Annotated in this window: 16 protein-coding genes and 2 pseudogenes; 8 read left to right on the plus strand and 10 right to left on the minus strand. The window is 69.4% G+C overall.

All coding sequences use genetic code 11. The features are described from left to right. Positions 1-963 (minus strand): ABC transporter ATP-binding protein (locus tag ACNFOC_RS35070; RefSeq protein WP_416963083.1); only part of this gene is annotated, 963 nt, incomplete at its 3' end. Positions 964-1,135: 172 nt separating this feature from the next. Between ACNFOC_RS35070 and ACNFOC_RS35075 the strand changes: the two genes are divergently transcribed. From ACNFOC_RS35075 to ACNFOC_RS35085, 3 genes are all read left to right on the plus strand, one after another. Next, complete coding sequence (locus ACNFOC_RS35075; protein ID WP_416963084.1) at positions 1,136-2,224, plus strand: S-(hydroxymethyl)mycothiol dehydrogenase; 1,089 nt, start codon at positions 1,136-1,138, stop codon at positions 2,222-2,224. Beyond that, positions 2,224-2,853 carry an MBL fold metallo-hydrolase gene (locus tag ACNFOC_RS35080; protein ID WP_416963085.1) on the plus strand — a complete coding sequence of 210 codons (630 nt, stop codon included), beginning with the start codon at positions 2,224-2,226 and terminating at the stop codon, positions 2,851-2,853. The genes ACNFOC_RS35075 and ACNFOC_RS35080 overlap by 1 nt, the downstream gene beginning before the upstream one ends. Positions 2,854-2,940: 87 nt before the next feature. Further along, positions 2,941-3,855 (plus strand): SDR family oxidoreductase, encoded by a 915-nt coding sequence (locus ACNFOC_RS35085; protein WP_416963086.1) that lies wholly within the window; start codon positions 2,941-2,943, stop codon positions 3,853-3,855. 2 nt (positions 3,856-3,857) lie between these two features. On the opposite strand, the gene ACNFOC_RS35090 is transcribed toward ACNFOC_RS35085, so the two are convergent. Beyond that, positions 3,858-4,394: a hypothetical protein gene (locus ACNFOC_RS35090; RefSeq protein ID WP_416963087.1), complete on the minus strand. Its 537-nt coding sequence runs from the start codon at positions 4,392-4,394 to the stop codon at positions 3,858-3,860. A 50-nt stretch (positions 4,395-4,444) separates the two neighbouring features. Between ACNFOC_RS35090 and ACNFOC_RS35095 the strand changes: the two genes are divergently transcribed. Beyond that, the gene (locus tag ACNFOC_RS35095; RefSeq protein WP_416963088.1) at positions 4,445-5,248 is read left to right on the plus strand and encodes an SDR family NAD(P)-dependent oxidoreductase; all 804 of its coding nucleotides are present in this window, start codon (positions 4,445-4,447) and stop codon (positions 5,246-5,248) included. Here ACNFOC_RS35095 and ACNFOC_RS35100 read toward each other — a convergent pair. Continuing rightward, positions 5,222-6,622, minus strand: a complete 1,401-nt coding sequence (locus ACNFOC_RS35100; protein ID WP_416963089.1) for a pyridoxal phosphate-dependent decarboxylase family protein — start codon at positions 6,620-6,622, stop codon at positions 5,222-5,224. The genes ACNFOC_RS35095 and ACNFOC_RS35100 overlap by 27 nt on opposite strands. 213 nt (positions 6,623-6,835) lie before the next feature. On the opposite strand from ACNFOC_RS35100, the gene ACNFOC_RS35105 reads away from it, so the two are divergent. Further along, complete coding sequence (locus ACNFOC_RS35105; protein WP_416963090.1) at positions 6,836-7,531, plus strand: L,D-transpeptidase family protein; 696 nt, start codon at positions 6,836-6,838, stop codon at positions 7,529-7,531. A 32-nt stretch (positions 7,532-7,563) separates the two neighbouring features. On the opposite strand, the gene ACNFOC_RS35110 is transcribed toward ACNFOC_RS35105, so the two are convergent. The 4 genes from ACNFOC_RS35110 to ACNFOC_RS35125 are packed head-to-tail and all read right to left on the minus strand — an operon-like array spanning position 7,564 to position 12,065. Next, a complete protein-coding gene (locus tag ACNFOC_RS35110) occupies positions 7,564-8,763 on the minus strand; it encodes a Gfo/Idh/MocA family protein (RefSeq protein ID WP_416963091.1) in 1,200 nt (399 codons plus the stop codon). A 58-nt stretch (positions 8,764-8,821) separates the two neighbouring features. Further along, complete coding sequence (locus ACNFOC_RS35115) at positions 8,822-10,165, minus strand: ABC transporter substrate-binding protein (protein ID WP_416963092.1); 1,344 nt, start codon at positions 10,163-10,165, stop codon at positions 8,822-8,824. A 10-nt stretch (positions 10,166-10,175) separates the two neighbouring features. Then, the gene (locus tag ACNFOC_RS35120; RefSeq protein ID WP_416963093.1) at positions 10,176-11,132 is read right to left on the minus strand and encodes a carbohydrate ABC transporter permease; all 957 of its coding nucleotides are present in this window, start codon (positions 11,130-11,132) and stop codon (positions 10,176-10,178) included. Between the two features lie 15 nt (positions 11,133-11,147). Beyond that, positions 11,148-12,065, minus strand: coding sequence for a carbohydrate ABC transporter permease (locus ACNFOC_RS35125; RefSeq protein WP_416963094.1), 918 nt, complete (start codon positions 12,063-12,065; stop codon positions 11,148-11,150). A 170-nt stretch (positions 12,066-12,235) separates the two neighbouring features. Between ACNFOC_RS35125 and ACNFOC_RS35130 the strand changes: the two genes are divergently transcribed. Next, positions 12,236-13,396, plus strand: a complete 1,161-nt coding sequence (locus tag ACNFOC_RS35130) for an ROK family transcriptional regulator (RefSeq protein WP_416963095.1) — start codon at positions 12,236-12,238, stop codon at positions 13,394-13,396. A 99-nt stretch (positions 13,397-13,495) separates the two neighbouring features. Continuing rightward, positions 13,496-13,681, plus strand: a complete 186-nt coding sequence (locus ACNFOC_RS35135; protein ID WP_043662304.1) for a hypothetical protein — start codon at positions 13,496-13,498, stop codon at positions 13,679-13,681. Positions 13,682-13,864: 183 nt separating this feature from the next. Here the strand turns inward: ACNFOC_RS35135 and ACNFOC_RS35140 are convergent, their stop codons facing one another. Beyond that, complete coding sequence (locus ACNFOC_RS35140; protein ID WP_416963096.1) at positions 13,865-15,235, minus strand: S1 family peptidase; 1,371 nt, start codon at positions 15,233-15,235, stop codon at positions 13,865-13,867. A 141-nt stretch (positions 15,236-15,376) separates the two neighbouring features. Further along, positions 15,377-16,378, minus strand: coding sequence for a hypothetical protein (locus tag ACNFOC_RS35145; protein ID WP_416963097.1), 1,002 nt, complete (start codon positions 16,376-16,378; stop codon positions 15,377-15,379). Positions 16,379-16,403: 25 nt separating this feature from the next. On the opposite strand from ACNFOC_RS35145, the pseudogene ACNFOC_RS35150 reads away from it, so the two are divergent. Then, a pseudogene (locus ACNFOC_RS35150) lies at positions 16,404-16,847 on the plus strand (pyridoxal phosphate-dependent aminotransferase); the annotation flags it as partial. Between the two features lie 26 nt (positions 16,848-16,873). Here the strand turns inward: ACNFOC_RS35150 and ACNFOC_RS35155 are convergent. After that, positions 16,874-16,970, minus strand: a pseudogene (locus ACNFOC_RS35155) (carbon starvation CstA family protein); the annotation flags it as partial.

The raw sequence follows: 16,970 nt of genomic DNA on the forward strand, positions 1-16,970 counted from the left end.
GAGTTGGAGCGCCTCCTGGATGCGGGAGAGGGCCGCGGCGCCCGTCTGGTACTGGGTGATCGCGCCGACGACCTGCTGGATCGGCATCATCAGATAGAAGACGTAGAGGAGGAACGCGACCAGCGTGCCGACGTCGATCGCGCCCGTCGCCACCCGCGCCCCGCCCACCGCGAGGACCGTGATGAACGCGATCTGCATCGACAGGCCGGCCGTATTGCCCGCCGCGGCCGCCCACTTGGCCGCGCGGATGCTCTGCCGCCACGACTCCTCGGCCGCCGCGTGCAGGGTGCGCTCCTCGCGGTCCTCGGCGCCGGACGCCTTTACCGTGCGCAGCGCGCCGAGGATCCGCTCCAACGAGGCGCCCATCACACCGATCGCGTCCTGTGCCCGCCGGCTGGCCCGGTTGATGCGCGGCACGATCACGCTGAGCACGACGCCCGCACCCACGATCACGCCGAGGGTGACGGCCAGCAGCACAGGGTCGACCAGACCCATCAGCACCACCGTCGCGACGAGGATGAGCCCCTCGGTGCCGAGCCCGACGAGGGAGTCGGTGGTGACCTCGCGCAGCAGCGTGGTGTCCGAGGTGATGCGGGCCATCAGGTCACCGGGCTCGCTGCGGTCCACGGCGGAGATCCGCAGCCGCAGCAGATACGACGACAGGGCGCGCCGGGCGCCGAGCACCACCGACTCCGCGGTACGCCGCAGAACGTATGAACCCAGCGCGCCCAGCGCCGCGTTGGCGACCACCAGCGCCGACATCGCGAGCAGCGCCCCGGTAATGGTGCGGTCGTGCGACAGGTCGTCGATGAGTCCCCGCGCCACCAGCGGCAGCAACAGCCCGGTACCCCCGGTGACCAGCGAGAGCAACGCGCCCGCCAACAGGGCCCAGCGGTGCGGCCGTACGTAGTCGAGGAGCAGCCGCCAGGTCGGCGGGGCGCTCTGAGTCCCTGCGATGCCCACGGCGCCCACGGTGCTCCTTGCGAGTCGGTCGGAGCATTCAGGCTACGTCGGTGACCGACCGGGGTGAGAAGGACGGTGGCGGTGACGGCCGTGGCGGTACGCGTGGGCCTTACCGATCAGTCACGCGTAGGGTCGTAGGCAGGGACAACGGCCGACGAAAGGGTTCAGGACCATGGCGCAGGAAGTACGCGGCGTGATCGCACCGGGCAAGGACGAGCCGGTCCGGGTCGAGACGATCGTCGTGCCCGATCCCGGACCCGGTGAGGCCGTGGTGAAGGTGCAGGCCTGCGGGGTCTGTCATACCGACCTGCACTACAAACAGGGCGGCATCAGCGACGACTTCCCCTTCCTGCTCGGCCACGAGGCATCCGGGGTCGTGGAGTCGGTCGGCGAAGGCGTCACCGACATCGCCCCCGGCGACTTCGTGATCCTCAACTGGCGTGCCGTGTGCGGGAATTGCCGGGCCTGTCTGCGCGGTCGCCCCTGGTACTGCTTCAACACCCACAACGCCAAGCAGAAGATGACCCTCGCCTCGACCGGCCAGGAACTCTCCCCTGCCCTGGGTATCGGTGCTTTCGCCGACAAGACGCTCGTCGCGGCCGGACAGTGCACCAAGGTCGATCCGTCCGTCTCCCCGGCGGTCGCCGGACTGCTCGGCTGCGGGGTCATGGCCGGCATCGGCGCCGCCATCAACACCGGCAACGTCGGGCGCGGTGACACCGTCGCTGTTATTGGCTGTGGTGGGGTCGGTGACGCTGCGATCGCCGGGGCCCGGCTCGCGGGTGCGGCGCGGATCATCGCGGTGGACATCGACGACCGGAAGCTGGAGAAGGCCCGCTCCATGGGGGCGACGCACACCGTCAACTCCAAGGCCGCCGACCCCGTCGAGGCGATCCGTGAGTTGACCGGTGGTTTCGGGGCCGATGTCGTCATCGAGGCGGTCGGCCGTCCGGAGACGTACAAGCAGGCGTTCTACGCCCGCGACTTGGCGGGCACGGTCGTGCTCGTCGGGGTGCCGACGCCGGAGATGAAGCTCGAACTCCCGCTGCTGGACGTCTTCGGGCGGGGCGGTTCGCTCAAGTCCTCGTGGTACGGCGACTGCCTGCCCTCCCGCGACTTCCCCATGCTGATCGATCTACATCAGCAAGGGCGCCTGGACCTGGCCGCGTTCGTGACGGAGACCATCCAACTCGACGAGGTGGAGAAGGCCTTCGAGCGGATGCACGGCGGCGACGTGCTGCGTTCGGTGGTGGTGCTGTGATGGGCGCTCGCATCGAACACCTCGTCACCTCGGGGCAGTTCAGCCTCGACGGCGGCACCTGGGATGTCGACAACAACGTGTGGATCGTGGGCGACGACCACGAGGTCGTCGTCATCGACGCCGCCCACGACGCCGACGCGATCCTCGCGGCGATGGGCGACCGCAGGCTGACCGCGATCATCTGCACCCACGCGCACAACGACCACATCGACGCGGCGCCCGAACTCGCCGACCGCACCGGCGCCACAATCTGGCTGCACCCCGACGACCTGCCCCTGTGGAAGCAGACCCACCCCGACCGCGACCCCGACTCCCACCTCGCCGACGGTCAGGTGATCGAGGCCGCGGGCGCCGACCTGAAGGTTTTGCACACGCCAGGGCACGCGCCCGGCGCGGTCTGCCTGTACGACCCCGGGCTCGGCACGGTCTTCACCGGCGACACCCTCTTCCACGGCGGACCGGGCGCCACGGGACGGTCGTACTCCCACTTCCCGACGATCATCGACTCCATCCGCGACCGCCTGCTGACCCTCCCGGCCGAGACCAAGGTGCTCACCGGGCACGGCGACTCGACGACCGTCGGGGCGGAGGCCGCGCATCTGGAGGAGTGGATCGCGCGGGGGCACTGAGACACCGGCCAATACCCGACAGAAGGTGTCCGGCTTCTCCTGCACGATCGGCATGACAGCACGCCGAACGAGCACGGGAGGTCGGACATGCCGGGCCCACTGGAAGGCAAGATCGCGCTGGTCGCGGGGGCGACACGCGGAGCGGGACGCGGGATCGCCGTGGAACTGGGCGCGGCCGGCGCCACCGTCTACGTCACGGGACGCAGCACCCGCGCCAAGCGCTCCGAATACGACCGGCCGGAGACCATCGAGGACACCGCCGACCTCGTCACCGCGGCCGGCGGCCGGGGCATCGCCGTACCCACCGACCACCTGGAACCCTCGGCCGTACGGGCCCTCGTCGACCGCATCGACGACGAACAGGGCCGCCTCGACATCCTCGTCAACGACATCTGGGGCGGCGAGCACCTCTTCGCCTGGGACACCCCCGTCTGGGAACACGACCTCGACAAAGGACTCCGCATCCTCAGGCTGGCGGTCGAGACGCACGCGATCACCAGCCACCACGCGCTGCCCCTGCTGCTGCGCAGGCCCGGCGGCCTGGTCGTCGAGATGACCGACGGGACCGCCGAGTACAACCGCGACACCTACCGCGTCTCCTTCTTCTACGACCTCGCCAAGTCGTCCGTCCTGCGCATGGCCTTCGCCCTCGGCCACGAACTCGGCCCGCGCGGCGCCACCGCCCTCGCGCTGACCCCGGGCTGGCTGCGCTCGGAGATCATGCTCGAACAGTTCGGCGTGGGCGAGGACAACTGGCGTGACGCCCTGGAACGCGTCCCTCACTTCGCCATCTCGGAGACCCCGCGTTACGTCGGCCGCGCCGTCGCCGCCCTCGCAGCCGACCCCGAAGTGGCCCGCTGGAACGGGCAGTCGCTGTCCAGCGGAGGGCTGGCTCCGGTGTACGGCTTCACGGACCTCGACGGCAGCCGCCCGGACGCGTGGCGGTACGTGGTGGAGGTGCAGGACGTGGGGAAACCGGCGGACACGAGCGGCTATCGGTGAGTTCACGCGGGGCGGGCGGGCGCCAGCGCCCAAGCGGCCGAGTTGCCTGGCGGCAGGGCCAAGTCGTCGCGTACGGCCGCGTAGTAGCCCTGGCGTCCTTCCCGCTGTCGCTGCAGCAGGTCCTGCCACGCCTGCGGATCGTGCGTGCCCTCGCGCAGGAACCTTTCCATCGCCAGCAGAGCGGTGACCCAGACCCGTGCCTTCGCCACCACATCCGCGCTGCCCAGCATGAGCAGTGTCTCTCCGGCCGGATCCCCGGCCGCGGTCGCCTCGGCCATCAGTGGCGCGGCCTCCGCAGGGGTCAGTGGATGCGGATGCGGGTCGTTGCCGAGATGGGACGCGACCCGGTACGTCAGGGTCACGGACTTCTTCAGCGTCCGCGCGTACTCGGCGTACACCTCCAGCCGCCGCTCCTCCCAACGAGCCTCCCGCTCACGACGGAACCTCACCCGCTCGCCGCGCACGACCACCACATACGAACCGAGGGCGCCGATCACCACACCGATGAGCGCAGGAAGCTGCTGTATGAACGCGTTCATGTCCGCACGCTATCTGCCGAGTTGATCGTTCCGGCAGTAGGTTCGCGTTCATGACCGACACAACACGCTTCGAGGGGTACGGAGTTCTCGTCACCGGTGCGGCCCGCGGCATCGGTGCGGCCATCTCCCGGCGGCTCGCGGAGGAGGGGGCGCGGGTGCTGGTGACCGACGCCGATCTGGCCGAGGCGGAGAAGACCGCGGCGGCACTGCGTGAACTCGGGCTGATGGCGGAGGCGTTGGGGTGTGATGTGGGGGACCAGGGGGCGGTCGAGCGGGCCGTCGCGCACGCTGTCGACACCTTCGGGTCGCTCGACGTCCTGGTCAACTGCGCCGCGCACTGCACGCCCGACGTCCCGCTCTTCGAGGACGAACCGGACGGCGAGTGGGCGCGTGACCTCGACATCACGCTGACGGGAACGTTCCGCTGCTGCCGCGCCGCACTCCCGCACCTGGTCGACTCGGGACGCGGGGCGATCGTCAGCATCGGATCGGTCAACGGGGCCCAGGACTTCGGCAACCACGCCTACAGCGCCGCCAAGGCCGGACTCGTCTCCCTGACCCGCACCCTCGCCGGACACGCCGCCCGGCGGGGAGTGCGCGTCAACCTGGTGGTGCCGGGCACGGTCCGCACCTCCGCGTGGGAGGGCCGGGACGCCGACCTGGACACGCTGAGCGGGCTGTATCCGCTCGGCCGGGTCGGTGAGCCCGAGGACATCGCCGCGGCCGTCGCGTTCCTCGCCTCGCGGGACGCCTCCTGGATCACCGGCACCACGCTCACCGTCGACGGAGGGGTCACCGCGGTGGCCACCGGGTTCCGCAGGGCTCTTTCAGAGCAGGCGGGCGAGGGGCGGTGAGGCAAGCGCCGTCAGCACCCGGTCCGTATCCGCCTCGGACGTACGCCAGTTGCTGAACGCTGCACGCAGCGCGGGCGTGCCGTCGTAGACCGTCGGTGTCAGGAACGCCTCGCCGGTGGCGGACACGGCCTCCGCCACCGCCGCCACCCGCTCCTGCGTGGGGTTCTCGGCGAGGGTGAAGCAGACGACGTTCAGCCGGACCGGCGCGGACAGCCGCAGGCCCGGGAGCGCGGCGATGCCCTCGCCGAGGCGGTGGGCCAGGGCGACGTTGCGCTCGACGATCTCGCGGTGCCCCGAACTGCCGTACGCCTGAAGGGAGAACCAGGCCGGGAGGGCGCGCAGCCGTCGGGAGTTCTCGGGGGTGAGGTGGAGGAAGTCCGGGTCGCCGGTGGGCAGGCCGAGGTACGGGGACGCGTTGTGGAACACCCTGGTCTGGAGGTCGCGGCGGCGGGTGAACTGGACGGCCGCGTCGTAGGGCACGTTGAGCCACTTGTGGAGGTCGACGCAGACCGAGTCGGCCGCGTCCAGGCCGTCGACGAGGTGGGCGTGGGCGGGGGAGAGCGCGGCGAAGCCGCCGAACGCGGCGTCCACGTGCAGCCAGAAGTCGTGCCGTTCCTTGAGCGCCGCGATCGCCCGCAGGTCGTCGAAGTCGACGGTGTTCACGGTGCCGGCGTTCGCGACGACGATCGCCGGGCGGCCGTCCAACTCGGCCAGAGAAGCGTCCAGTTGGGGCACGTCGACGGCCTCGCGGTTCCCGGCGAGCACGGGCACGTGCCGCAGCCGGTCTCGGCCGATGCCCAGCACGGACAGCGCCTTGGTGACGCTGGAGTGCGGGCTGCCGGAGAGCACGTCGACCGGGCCGAGCGCGGCGAGCCCGTCCCGGGACACGTCCACGCCCAGGCGCTCGCCCAGCCACTCGCGGGCGATCGCCAGCCCGACCGTGTTGGAGACGGTCGCGCCGGTGACGAAGGCCCCGGAGTGCGCCTCGCCCAGCCCGAACAGCTCGCGCAGCCAGTCGACCGTCTCCCGCTCAAGGGCCGCCGCCCAGGAACCGGCCGCCCCGGACACGTTCTGGTCGTACGCACTGGTCAGCCAGTCCCCGGCGACCGACGCGGGCGTCGCACCACCGGTCACGAAGCCGAGGTAGCGCGGGCCCGCCGAGCCCGAGAGCCCGGGTGCCCACCGCTCGGCGAACCGGGCGAGCGCCGCCTCGCCGCCGGCCCCCTCGACCGGCAGCGGCTCCCCGTCGGGCGCCTTGTCGAGCCGGACGACCGGCCGCCCGGCCACCCCGTCCAGCTCGCGGGCGGCGAGGTCACGGGCGGACTGGAGGAGCGCGGGGAGCCGGGAGAGGTCGTCGGCGAGTGTGCGGTGCATGAGCGGCAGCGTAGGCGGACGCCGCGGGTGGGGTATCGGGCCACTTCCGGGGAACTGGACTGCTGAGTGGAGTACGGCCACCGGTGCGCACGCTGACCGTCGCGCGAGGAATGTCACCGTTTCGTCGCAGCGTGACCCGGGCTACAACCTCGGCCGCCATACTCCGGTCTAGGTGGCAGAGATCGCAGTTCTTGCCGACGGGGAGGGTTCGACATGGGGGACATACGCAGACGAGGTGCCGTGGTGCTCGGTATCACCGGGCTGGTGGCACCGCTCACGCTCGCGCTGGGCAGCACGCCGGCGATGGCGGCGAGCTGTACGACGCAGGCGGGGCCGTACCAGAAGCAGGTGGAGAAGTTCCTCGGGCGGCCGGTCGACGGGAAGCAGTCCGCCGCCGACTGCAAGGCCATCAAGGCCTTCCAGACCAAGCACGGCATCACGCCGAACATCGGCTACGCGGGTTCCGTCACCTGGGGCGTGATGGACCTCATGAACAAGCAGAAGGCCGTGGGCAACAAGCCCAACGCGGCCGGCAAGTGCCCGACGAACAAGGGCCGCATCGCCTGCGTCAACCTCACCCTCCAGATCAGCTGGATCCAGGACGGCAGCCGGCTCGTCTACGGCCCGGTCCCGGTGCGCACCGGACGCGACGGCTATGAGACCCGCACCGGTCTGAAGAAGATCTACTGGCGGGACATCGACCACGTCTCGAGCATCTACAACGTGCCCATGCCGTACAGCCAGTTCTTCGACGGTGGCCAGGCCTTCCACTCGGTCGGCCTCAGCATGTGGAACCCGCCGGGCTCGCACGGCTGCGTCAACATGACCAAGACCACCGCCAAGAAGTACTGGTCGCTGCTGAAGAACGGCGACGACGTCTTCGTGTATGGCCGCAAGCCGGGGACCTGACAGTCAGTCACCCGGCTTGCGTGCCAACACGGTTACGCGGGCGCGTCCCCGAAGTCCGGGATCTCCAGCCTCGCCCCGCCCTGCCGTGCCGAGTCGTGCGCGACGATGCCCGGCAGGGTGTAGCGGGCCGCGACCCACGCGTTCACGGACGGCAGGGTGCGGGAGTTGACCGCGGTCACGAAGTCGTCCGCCAGGAAGTGGTGGCTGCCCTCGTGGCCGTTGTGCAGGTTGTCGAACTCCCGCGGCAGCCGCGACCGGTCGTGCACCGGCGCCGAGCCCGAGGTGAAGGCGGCCCGGAGATCCGGCGCGATGTGCTGAAGTGACGGATCGTCAGGAGACATGGTGGGCTTGGGCTCCAGCAGTTCGCTGATGTCCTGCACCCCCTTCTTGTCCTGCCAGAAGGCCACCGTCGCGAGCTGCTCCATGCTCGCGTCCGTCCCGAAGAACCGGAAACGCGACTCCCGGATCTGCGAGGGATAACCCACCCGCCGGAACTCGTTCGTACGGAACGAACCGCCGCCCGCCACCTCGAACAGCGCCGTGGCGTTGGAGAAGTCGTTGCCGAACTGGCTGACCTCCTTGTCGAAGACACCGTCCCCGCGCTCGTCGACCACCCCGATCGCCGACACGCTGATCGCGTGCGTCTGCCACGCGCCGAGCACCCCGCCCACCGAGTGCGTCGGGTACAGCAGCGGCGGATAGCTGGCGGTGGCCTTCCAGTTGTCGCCGCCGCTGTACTGGTACGCCTCGTAGAACCCCAGATCCATGTCGTGGACGTAGTCGCCCTCGGCGTAGAAGATCCGCCCGAAGGCGCCCTCCGCGATCTGGTTGCGGGCGTGCACGGTCGCCGGGTTGTACTGACTGGTCTCGCCCATCATGTACGTCAGTCCGGTCGCCCTGACCGCGTCGATGATCGCCGCGATCTCCTCCGTGCTGATCGCCATGGGCACCGCGGAGTACACGTGCTTGCCGGCGCCGAGCCCCTGGAGGACCAGGGGGCCGTGCGTCCAGCGCTGGGTGAAGATCGCGACGGCGTCGACGGCCTTCGACTCCAGCATCGCTTCGTAGGAGGGGAAGGTGCCCGCCAGCCCTTGTTCGGCGGCCAGTTGCTCCGCCCGCTGAGGCAGGAGGTCGGTCACAAAGACCTCGCTCACGCCCGGGTGGGCCTGGAACAGTCTGGCGAACTGGCCCGAGAACTGGCCTGCTCCGACGATGCCGAGGGAGAACGTCATAGGTGCGTGTCCTTCTCTGACGAGGAATTCACTGACTCAGGAGTCGTCGACCGACGAGTCACTGACCGAGGATGAAGTTGATCTGCTTGTTCGTCTTGCTCAGGCCGCCGACTGGTGCGTCATTGGCGTAGACGTCCTGCATGGCGGGGCGCATCAACGCGTACACGTCCGCCGAGTAGTTGGTGATCGGGAAGGAGAAGGTGGCGAAGTCCTTCTTGTCGGCGACCGGCCGGGTGAAGGCCGTGACGTCGATGCCCTTCTTCTCGTAGGCGGCGACGGCGGCCTTCGTGCCGTCCGGGGTCGCGGGGAAGACGATGCCGTAACTCCCCACCGTCTTCTGGCAGTTGTTCGACGACAGGTAGGTCACCCACTTTCGCGCGCCCGTCTTGTTGTGGGCGTTCTTGGTGATCGAGTCGGCCAGTCCGTTCATCATGGTCGCCCGTTTACCGGTCGGACCGGTAGGGGTGTACGCCGTGCCGATCTTGATTCCCTTGGCCGCGGCGTACGTGGAGATCATCCAGGCGCCGTCGAACGCGGTCGCCGCCTTTCCTGCCGCGATCTGCGCGTTGGCCGGGTTGGCGCCGTCGCTGTAGTCCGTGAACGGCGCGAGATAGCCCTTCTTCGCCAGGCCGAAGTACCACTTGACCGTCGACTGGTAGGTCTTGCTGTCGTACTGGAACTTCGTGCCCCAGCGTGTCTTGTCGGTGTAGTTCCAGCCGGCCGAGGCGGTGAAGGGACTCCACGTGGTCTGACCGTCGGAGTCACCGGCGCCTCCGGTGGCCATGCCGTACACCTTGACGTGGTGCTTGTCGAAGCCCGGTTCGTCGCCGCGCCTGCCGTTCCTGTCGATGGTCAGATGGGCGATGGCCTTCTCGAAGGTGCCGCCGTCCGTCGGGTTCCAGGACAGGCTGTCGAGCTGGTCGGCGCTCAGACCCGCCGACTCGGCCATCTTCTGGTTGTAGAAGAGGGCGACCGTGTCCCAGTCCTTCGGCGCGCCGTACTGATGTCCGTCCTGGCCCTGCCAGTTGGCGGCGAGACCGGGCTGGTAGGCGGACGCGTCGATGCCGAGGTCGTCGAGCGGCTGGAGCACCTTCAGGTCGGCGAACTGGCCGAACTTCTGGATGTGGTCGGTGAACACGTCCGGCTGGGTGCCCGCGATGAAGCTCGCGGTGAGCTTGGTCCAGTAGTCGGCCCAGCCCAACTGGGTGATCTTCACCTTCAGTCCGGGATTCTGCTGCGCGAAGTCCTTCGCGCAGGCCTGGTAGGCGGGGAGTTGGTTGGAGTCCCACAGCCAGTACGTCACCGTGCCGGAGGCCGAGCCCACGGAGTCGCCCTTGGCGCAGCCCGCCGTCAGGGACAGCGCGAGTGCCCCGGTCAATGCCATGACCGTACGAAATCGCATGCCCTGCCCCTTACTTGATTCCGGTGAAGCTGATGGAGCTGACGATGCGGCGCGCGAACACTCCGAAGAGGACGAGCATCGGGAGCGCGGCGATGAGGGTCGCCGCCATCAGGCCCGACCAGTCGTAGCCGGTCTGCGGGGTCTGCGAGCGGAAGATCGCCAGCGCCACCGACAGCACGCGTGAACTGTCGCTGTAGGACACCATCAGCGGCCAGAAGTAGTCGTTCCAGGACGTGATGTACGTCAGCACGCCCAGGGTGAGGACCGGCGTGGACGCCATCGGCAGCAGCACCCGGAAGAAGACGCGGACCTTGCCCGCGCCGTCGAGCAGGGCGGCCTCCTCGACCTCGCGCGGGATGTTCATGAAGAACTGCTTGAGGAAGAACACCGCGAACGGCGTCATGAACATCGTCGGCAGCGCGATCCCCAACAGGGTGTCCACGAGCCCGAGTTGCTTGATGAGGACGAAGTTCGGCAGCAGGGTGAAGATGGCCGGCACCATCAGCCCGGCGAGGAACAGCCCGAACATCCGGTCCCGGCCGCGCCAGCGGAGCCGGGCGAAGGCGTAGGCGGCCATCGCGGAGAAGAACACCTGGCCGACGGTGACCAGGGTCGAGACGATCACCGAGTTGAGCAGATAGCGCCAGAACTTCAGTCCGCCGCCCGAACCGCCCTGTGCGATCGCCTCCTTGGTCGACTGGAGGCCGAGGGCCCGCTCGAAGCCGCCGGTGGTGAAGTCGACCGGCAGCGGGTCCGAGGGGTGGGCGGCGAGCCCGGTGTTGGTGGAGAGCGCGGTGCGCAGGATCCAGTAGAAGGGCAGCAGGGTGATCAGCATGATCGCGGCCATCGCGACCCAGGCGGCGACCTTGCCGACGGAGGGCCGGGGCCGGGGCGGCCGTACGATCTCCTGCTTTGCCGTAGGCGTAGGGGTGTTGGGCACGTTGGGCGTGGTGGTCAGGGTGGCCATGTCGACTCCTTCCGGTCAGCCGAGGTCGGTCTGGCCGGCGCGGGTGAGCCGGTACTGGAGGAACGTGATGGCGCTCAGCACGATCAGCAGGGCCACGGACATCGCGGACGCGTAGCCGAACTGGAAGCGCCCGAAGGCGGAGCCGTAGATGTAGTACTGGAGGACGTTCGTCGCGTTCGCCGGGCCGCCCGCGGTGGTCACCGCGACCGTGTCGAACACCTGGAACGAACCGATCACCGTCATGATCAGCACGACCGCCAGCACCGGCCGCAGCAGCGGCATCGTGATCCGCCAGAACATGCGCCACTCGCTCGCGCCGTCCACCTTCGCCGCCTCGTACATGTCGCCCGGGATGGCCTGGAGCCCGGCGAACAGCAGCAGCGCCGTGTAGCCGACGTGCCGCCACACGTTGATCAGGGCGATCGTCGGGATGGCCCAGGTCTTGTCGGCGAGGAAGGGGATGTGGTCGAAGCCGAGCCCGCCGATGATCTCGTTGCCGATGCCGAGCTGGGTGTCGAGGATCCACAGCCAGACGATGCCGGCGACCACGTTCGACATCAGGTACGGCGTCAGCACGATCCCGCGCAACAGGGCGGACTGGGTGAGCCGTTGGAGCAGCACGGCGACGGCGAGGGCGGTGACCGTCTGGATGCCGATGTTGATGAGCACGTACTCGACGGTGACCTTCAACGACGACCAGAAGATGGGGTCGTGGACCATCCGGTCGTAGTTGTCGAGGCCCACCCACTTCGCCGGGGTCAGCAGGTTGAAGCGGGTGAAGCTCAGATAGATGCCGCGCAGGGTCGGCCAGAGCAGGAAGACCAGGAAGCCCAGCAGGGCCGGGGCGATGAAAATCGCCGCCAGCCGTCCGTCGCCCCCGGCTTCACGGGCCCGCGGCCGACGGGTCGGGGGACTGCTTGAGGCGATGGTCATCTGGAGACTCCCTTGTCTGCGACGGCTCGTCCTCGGGGCACTTACTTTTGTCGCGAAAGAATCCAGGCGTCAATAGCTGTGCAGAGGTCTTTTCCGTGCCGGATTCCGGCCGTGAAATAGTCGTGTTACTTCCATGGTGGAAGAAAGAGACCTGTGGGATTGTGACCCTCATGACCACACGTGCCGCCAGCTGGCAGCCGCTGAGCCCCGGCGAACGCTCGGTGGCGATCGAGGTGCTTGTCCACGGCCCGCTGTCGCGCACCGATCTCGCGCGCCGGCTCGACCTCTCGGCGGGCAGCCTCACCCGCCTCACCAAGCCGCTGATCGAATCCGGCCTGCTGGTCGAGGTCCCCGACGGCGGCGGCCCGGCCGAGGTCCGCCAGGGCCGCCCCTCCCAACCCCTCGACGTGGTCGCCGAGTCGCGCACGTTCCTCGGCCTCAAGGTCACCGAGGACATGGTCTACGGCGTCGTCACCACGCTCAGGAGCGAGATCGTCGCCCGCCTCGACCGGCCGCTCACCACCCACGAACCCGACCAAGTGGCCGATCTGCTGGGCGAGATGACCGGCGAACTCACCGCCCGGTTCCCCACACTCACCGGCATCGGTATCGGCGTCGGCGGGCTCGTCCAGGACCGTGCCGTGGTGGGGGAGTCGCCCTTTCTTCAGTGGAGCGACGTCCCGCTGGCCCAACTCGTCGAGGAGCGCACCGGGTTGCCGGTCGTCGTCGAGAACGACGTGGCCGCCCTCGTCGAGGCCGAGACCTGGTTCGGCGCCGGGCGCGGCCTCGACCGCTTCGTCGTCCTCACCATCGGCGCGGGCATCGGCTACGGCCTCGTCCTCGGCGGCAAGCGGGTGCCGTACGCCGAGGAGGACCGCGGGTTCGGCCGCCACTGGATCCTGAACCCCAACGGCCCGATCACCCCCGCCGGTCAACGCGGCAGCGCCGTCTCGCTGTTGACCATCCCCAGCATCCGCTACCAGATCCGGGCCGCCACCGGACTCGACCTGACCTACGAGGAGATCCTCGCCCGCGCCGCCGCCGGTGAGCCCATGCCCTCCCGCGTCATCGACGAAGCGGCCCGCGCGCTGGGCGCGTTGGTCGCCCAGATCGCCAACTTCGTGCTGCCGCAGAAGATCCTGCTCGCCGGTGAGGGTGTCGGCCTGATCGACGTGGCCGGCAAGACCGTGGACGACACGCTCCGCGCCCACCGGCATCCGCTGGCCGCCCCGCTCGACGTGGAGACGAAGGTCTCCGACTTCCACGACTGGGCGCGTGGCGCGGCGGTGTTGGCGATCCAGGTGCTGGTGCTGGGTGTGGCCGAAGTGTGAATTGCGTTACGGGGCTTGACAGATGACGTGATCAGCAACACGGTCCGATATGTCCGGTTAGCTCGCGATTACTCACATCGCCTTCACCTTCGGCGACGTATGCTTCACACCATGTCCACCAGCGTTGAATCAGCCACCGAGCGATCGGCAGCCGAGGTCAACGAGGAGATCAGGGCCCTGTGGCTCCGGTCGGGCGGGACACTGAGCGCCCAGCAGCGCGAGGAGTACAGGCGGCTCGTCATGGAGTGGGCCGCCGCAGCTCCGCAGTCGGCCACGGCGGCCTGAGAGCAGTCCGGCCGGCCGGCGCAGGTGTCGTTGGGATCCCGTCGCCCGGCCTTCTTCCTCGTGACCTTCGGCCCAGCCGGTCGATCCCGTCACCCCCGTCGAAAGCCTTTCTGTCTCCCAGACCCTTCTGTCTTCGACCCTTCTGTCTTCCACCGACCTACCTCGCTGAACTCCCTCGAGTGATCAGCCCCACATTGCCGAGTAGTGCCGCTGGAAGGCCTTGCGGTCCTGCTCGGCGCGGATCCAGCGCGTCGCCACCAGGGCGATCAGGCTTCCCGCGATGACCAGCAGGCCGGGACCCACGTTCTTCGGGTCCGTGAGCCGGGCCGGCAGTGTCGTCGACCCCTCCGCCGTGGTGTTCGTCGCCGGCGCGGAGGTCCCGGGCGTGACCGAGCCGGCGGCTGCCGCTCCGGCGGGGGCCGAGGCGGACGGCGCGGGCGAGGCGGCCGTCTTCGGCGCCACCAGCAGCTTGACGTTGAGCGCGGCCAGCGCCTTGGTCAGCGGCTGGAAGAACGTCGTACCGCCCGCCGTGCAGTCACCGCTGCCGCCCGACGTCACGCCCAGCGCGATGCCGTTGGCGAACAACGGGCCGCCGCTGTCGCCCGGTTCGGCACACACCGTGGTCTGGACGAGACCGGTGACCGTGCCCTCGGGGTAGTTCACCGTCGCGTTGAGCGCGGTCACCTCGCCGTCGTGCAGCCCGCTGGTGCTGCCGCTGCGGAACACCTTCTCGCCCACGGCCGCGTCGGCCAGGCCCGTGATGGTCACCCCGCTGCCGTTGCCGATCGCGACGACGTCCGCGCCGTCGCCCGCCGAACCGCTCGCGTACTGCACCAACGAGAAGTCACTGCCGGGGAAGTTGTCGGAGACCGTCTTGCCCAGCTGCTGGTCGCCCTGGTTGTTGGCGAACCAGATGGACCCGACAGGCCCGCAGTGCCCGGCCGTGAGGATGAAGTCGTTCGTCCCGTCGGTCACGTTGAAGCCCGCCGAACAGCGCCCGCCGGTCGACAGGATCGGCTGCGCGCCATTGATCCGGGTGGTGAACTTGCCCTGCGTGCGCTGCATCTGGACCGAGGCACCGATGCCGGTCGCGACCTTCGTCATCGCGTTCCAGCTGGCGGTGGAGACGCTGCTGTCGGCCTCCACCAGCACCCTGTTGTTCCGGTAGTCCATCGCCCACGCGGTACCCGGCACCTTCGGCGCCGAACTCAGCGTGCTCGCGGCCGAGTTCAGCTCGTTCATGCTGTACCGCACGACCTTCGCCTCGGCGCCCGCCTTCGTCACCGCGGCCGCCGTCTTCGCATCGGTCACCGCGACGACCGTACGGCCGCCCGAATCGACCCAACTGCCCGCCGTACGGGCCGAACCGAGCTTCGCCGCCAGGGCGGAGCCCTTGTCCGCGGGTGTCTGTGGCGCGCTGAGCGTGGCGGCGGACGTGCCGGAAGAGTCACTGGCCATGGCCGCCTGGGCGACCATGCCACCTCCCAGCAGGAGTCCGCCGACGGCCGCCAACCGTGTGACTCGCCGGATGACCCGTCGTCGTGCGTGCCTCATGCTTGGCTCCCGAACCCCGAACGTGCGGTGCGACACCGCGGGGCCCTCCGGTCGTCGAGTGCCCTTCCTCCATACGTGGCCCAGCACTCCCGTGTTCACCGGACGGAAGATCGGCTTCAGCTCGCGCGATCAACGAGCGCTCTATACGGCCGAGTTGGCCTCGGCGGTGCCCAGCCGGAGCCCGCTGCCCGCGTCGCCCCAGACGGAATCCGTGCCGATGTACGGGCGCAGCAGCGCGGTGTGGGCGGGGTCGCCGCGGCCGTTCAGCTCGTCGGAGGCGAGCTTGCGGGCGATACCGGCGAGGAAGTCGGCCAGTTGGACCCGCGCGTCGGACCGCGCCGCGACGAGCTGTACGTCGCTCAGCGGGGCCGACTCCATGATCCAGGCGATCCGTTCCGGGGTGAGCATGTTCTGCCGGTCGTGCACCAGCCGGACGGAGTGGCCCCCGGCGAGCCAGTACCGGGCCGTGCTGACGATCGCGGGGAGCAGCGGATTGAGGACGGGGAACAGCACCGGGGAGTCCCGCATCCGCTCCCGGTACGACTCCGCGCGCGACCGGGCCGCCGCGAGCCGCCCCACGATCACGCCCGCGGTCGTACCGGAGTACTCGTCGCGCAGGGCGTCGACCGTGCGGAAGAAGACGTCGGCGGGGACGGTCGCCGCCGCGTCGTTCCTGACCCGCAGCAACTGGTTGGACGCGGCGAGGAAGTCCCGCCAGCCCCGCTCGCCGAACGTCCGCGGCCCCTCCCGGAACAGGGTGACGGCCTCGGTGCCCTCTCGGTCCCCGTCCCTGTCCCCGTCTTCGTCGAGCAGCAGGTCGACCGCGCGGTCGACGACGAGGAACGTCTTCTCGATCAGATGCACATGGGCGTTCCCGCCGCGCAGCGGACCGGCGGGGCCGAGGAACGACTCCAGTACCGCCCGGTGCTTGTCCCGCAGCAGATGGTTCGCCTTGTACTCCTCCGCCGGCGAGCGGATCCGGCGCCGTATCTCCTGCACGTACTCGGCGGCCGTCTCCACGGGCAGCCGCACACTCGCATGGGCGAAGACATCCGTGTTCCCGCCGGTGAGGTTCTCGCCGTCCGAGCCGGACTCGTCGCAGGCGATCTCCATGAGGGCGCCGTTCTCAGGATTCCCGGTCATCGCACATCCCCCTATCTTGTGGCTCATGACCAGCATCCCGCAGGACACGTCCGGTGAACCGAATCCCCTGCGTGCCCTCTCCCTCGACCAGCTGCGATGTCGTACGAGCATGAAGTGGCGCACGTACCCGGAGGACGTACTGCCGGTGTGGGTGGCCGAGATGGACGTGCCGCTCGCCGAACCGGTGGTCCGCGCGGTCACCGACGCGCTCGCGCTCGGCGACACCGGCTATCCCGCCGGTACGGCCTACGCGGAGGCGCTGGCCGCGTTCGCGGAGAAGCGGTGGGGCTGGGGCGGGATGGCTGTGGAGCGCACGCGGATCGTGCCGGACGTCATGCTGGGCGTCGTCGAGATGCTCCGGCTGGTGACCGGGCCCGGTGACGCGGTGGTGGTCAATCCGCCCGTGTATCCGCCGTTCTTCCAGTTCGTGGAGCACATGGACCGGCACGTGGTGGAGGCGCCGCTGGGGTGGCGGTCAGCGGGGACCTGCTGATGGCGCCCGGACTTCACCAGGAGGGTGGTGCAGACGGCCAGGGCGACGGCCGCGAGGAGCTGGTTGGAGATGCCGAAGATCGGGAAGAGCTCGTTGACC

Source organism: Streptomyces colwelliae (assembly GCF_048158785.1).
Classification (GTDB): Bacteria; Actinomycetota; Actinomycetes; order Streptomycetales; family Streptomycetaceae; genus Streptomyces.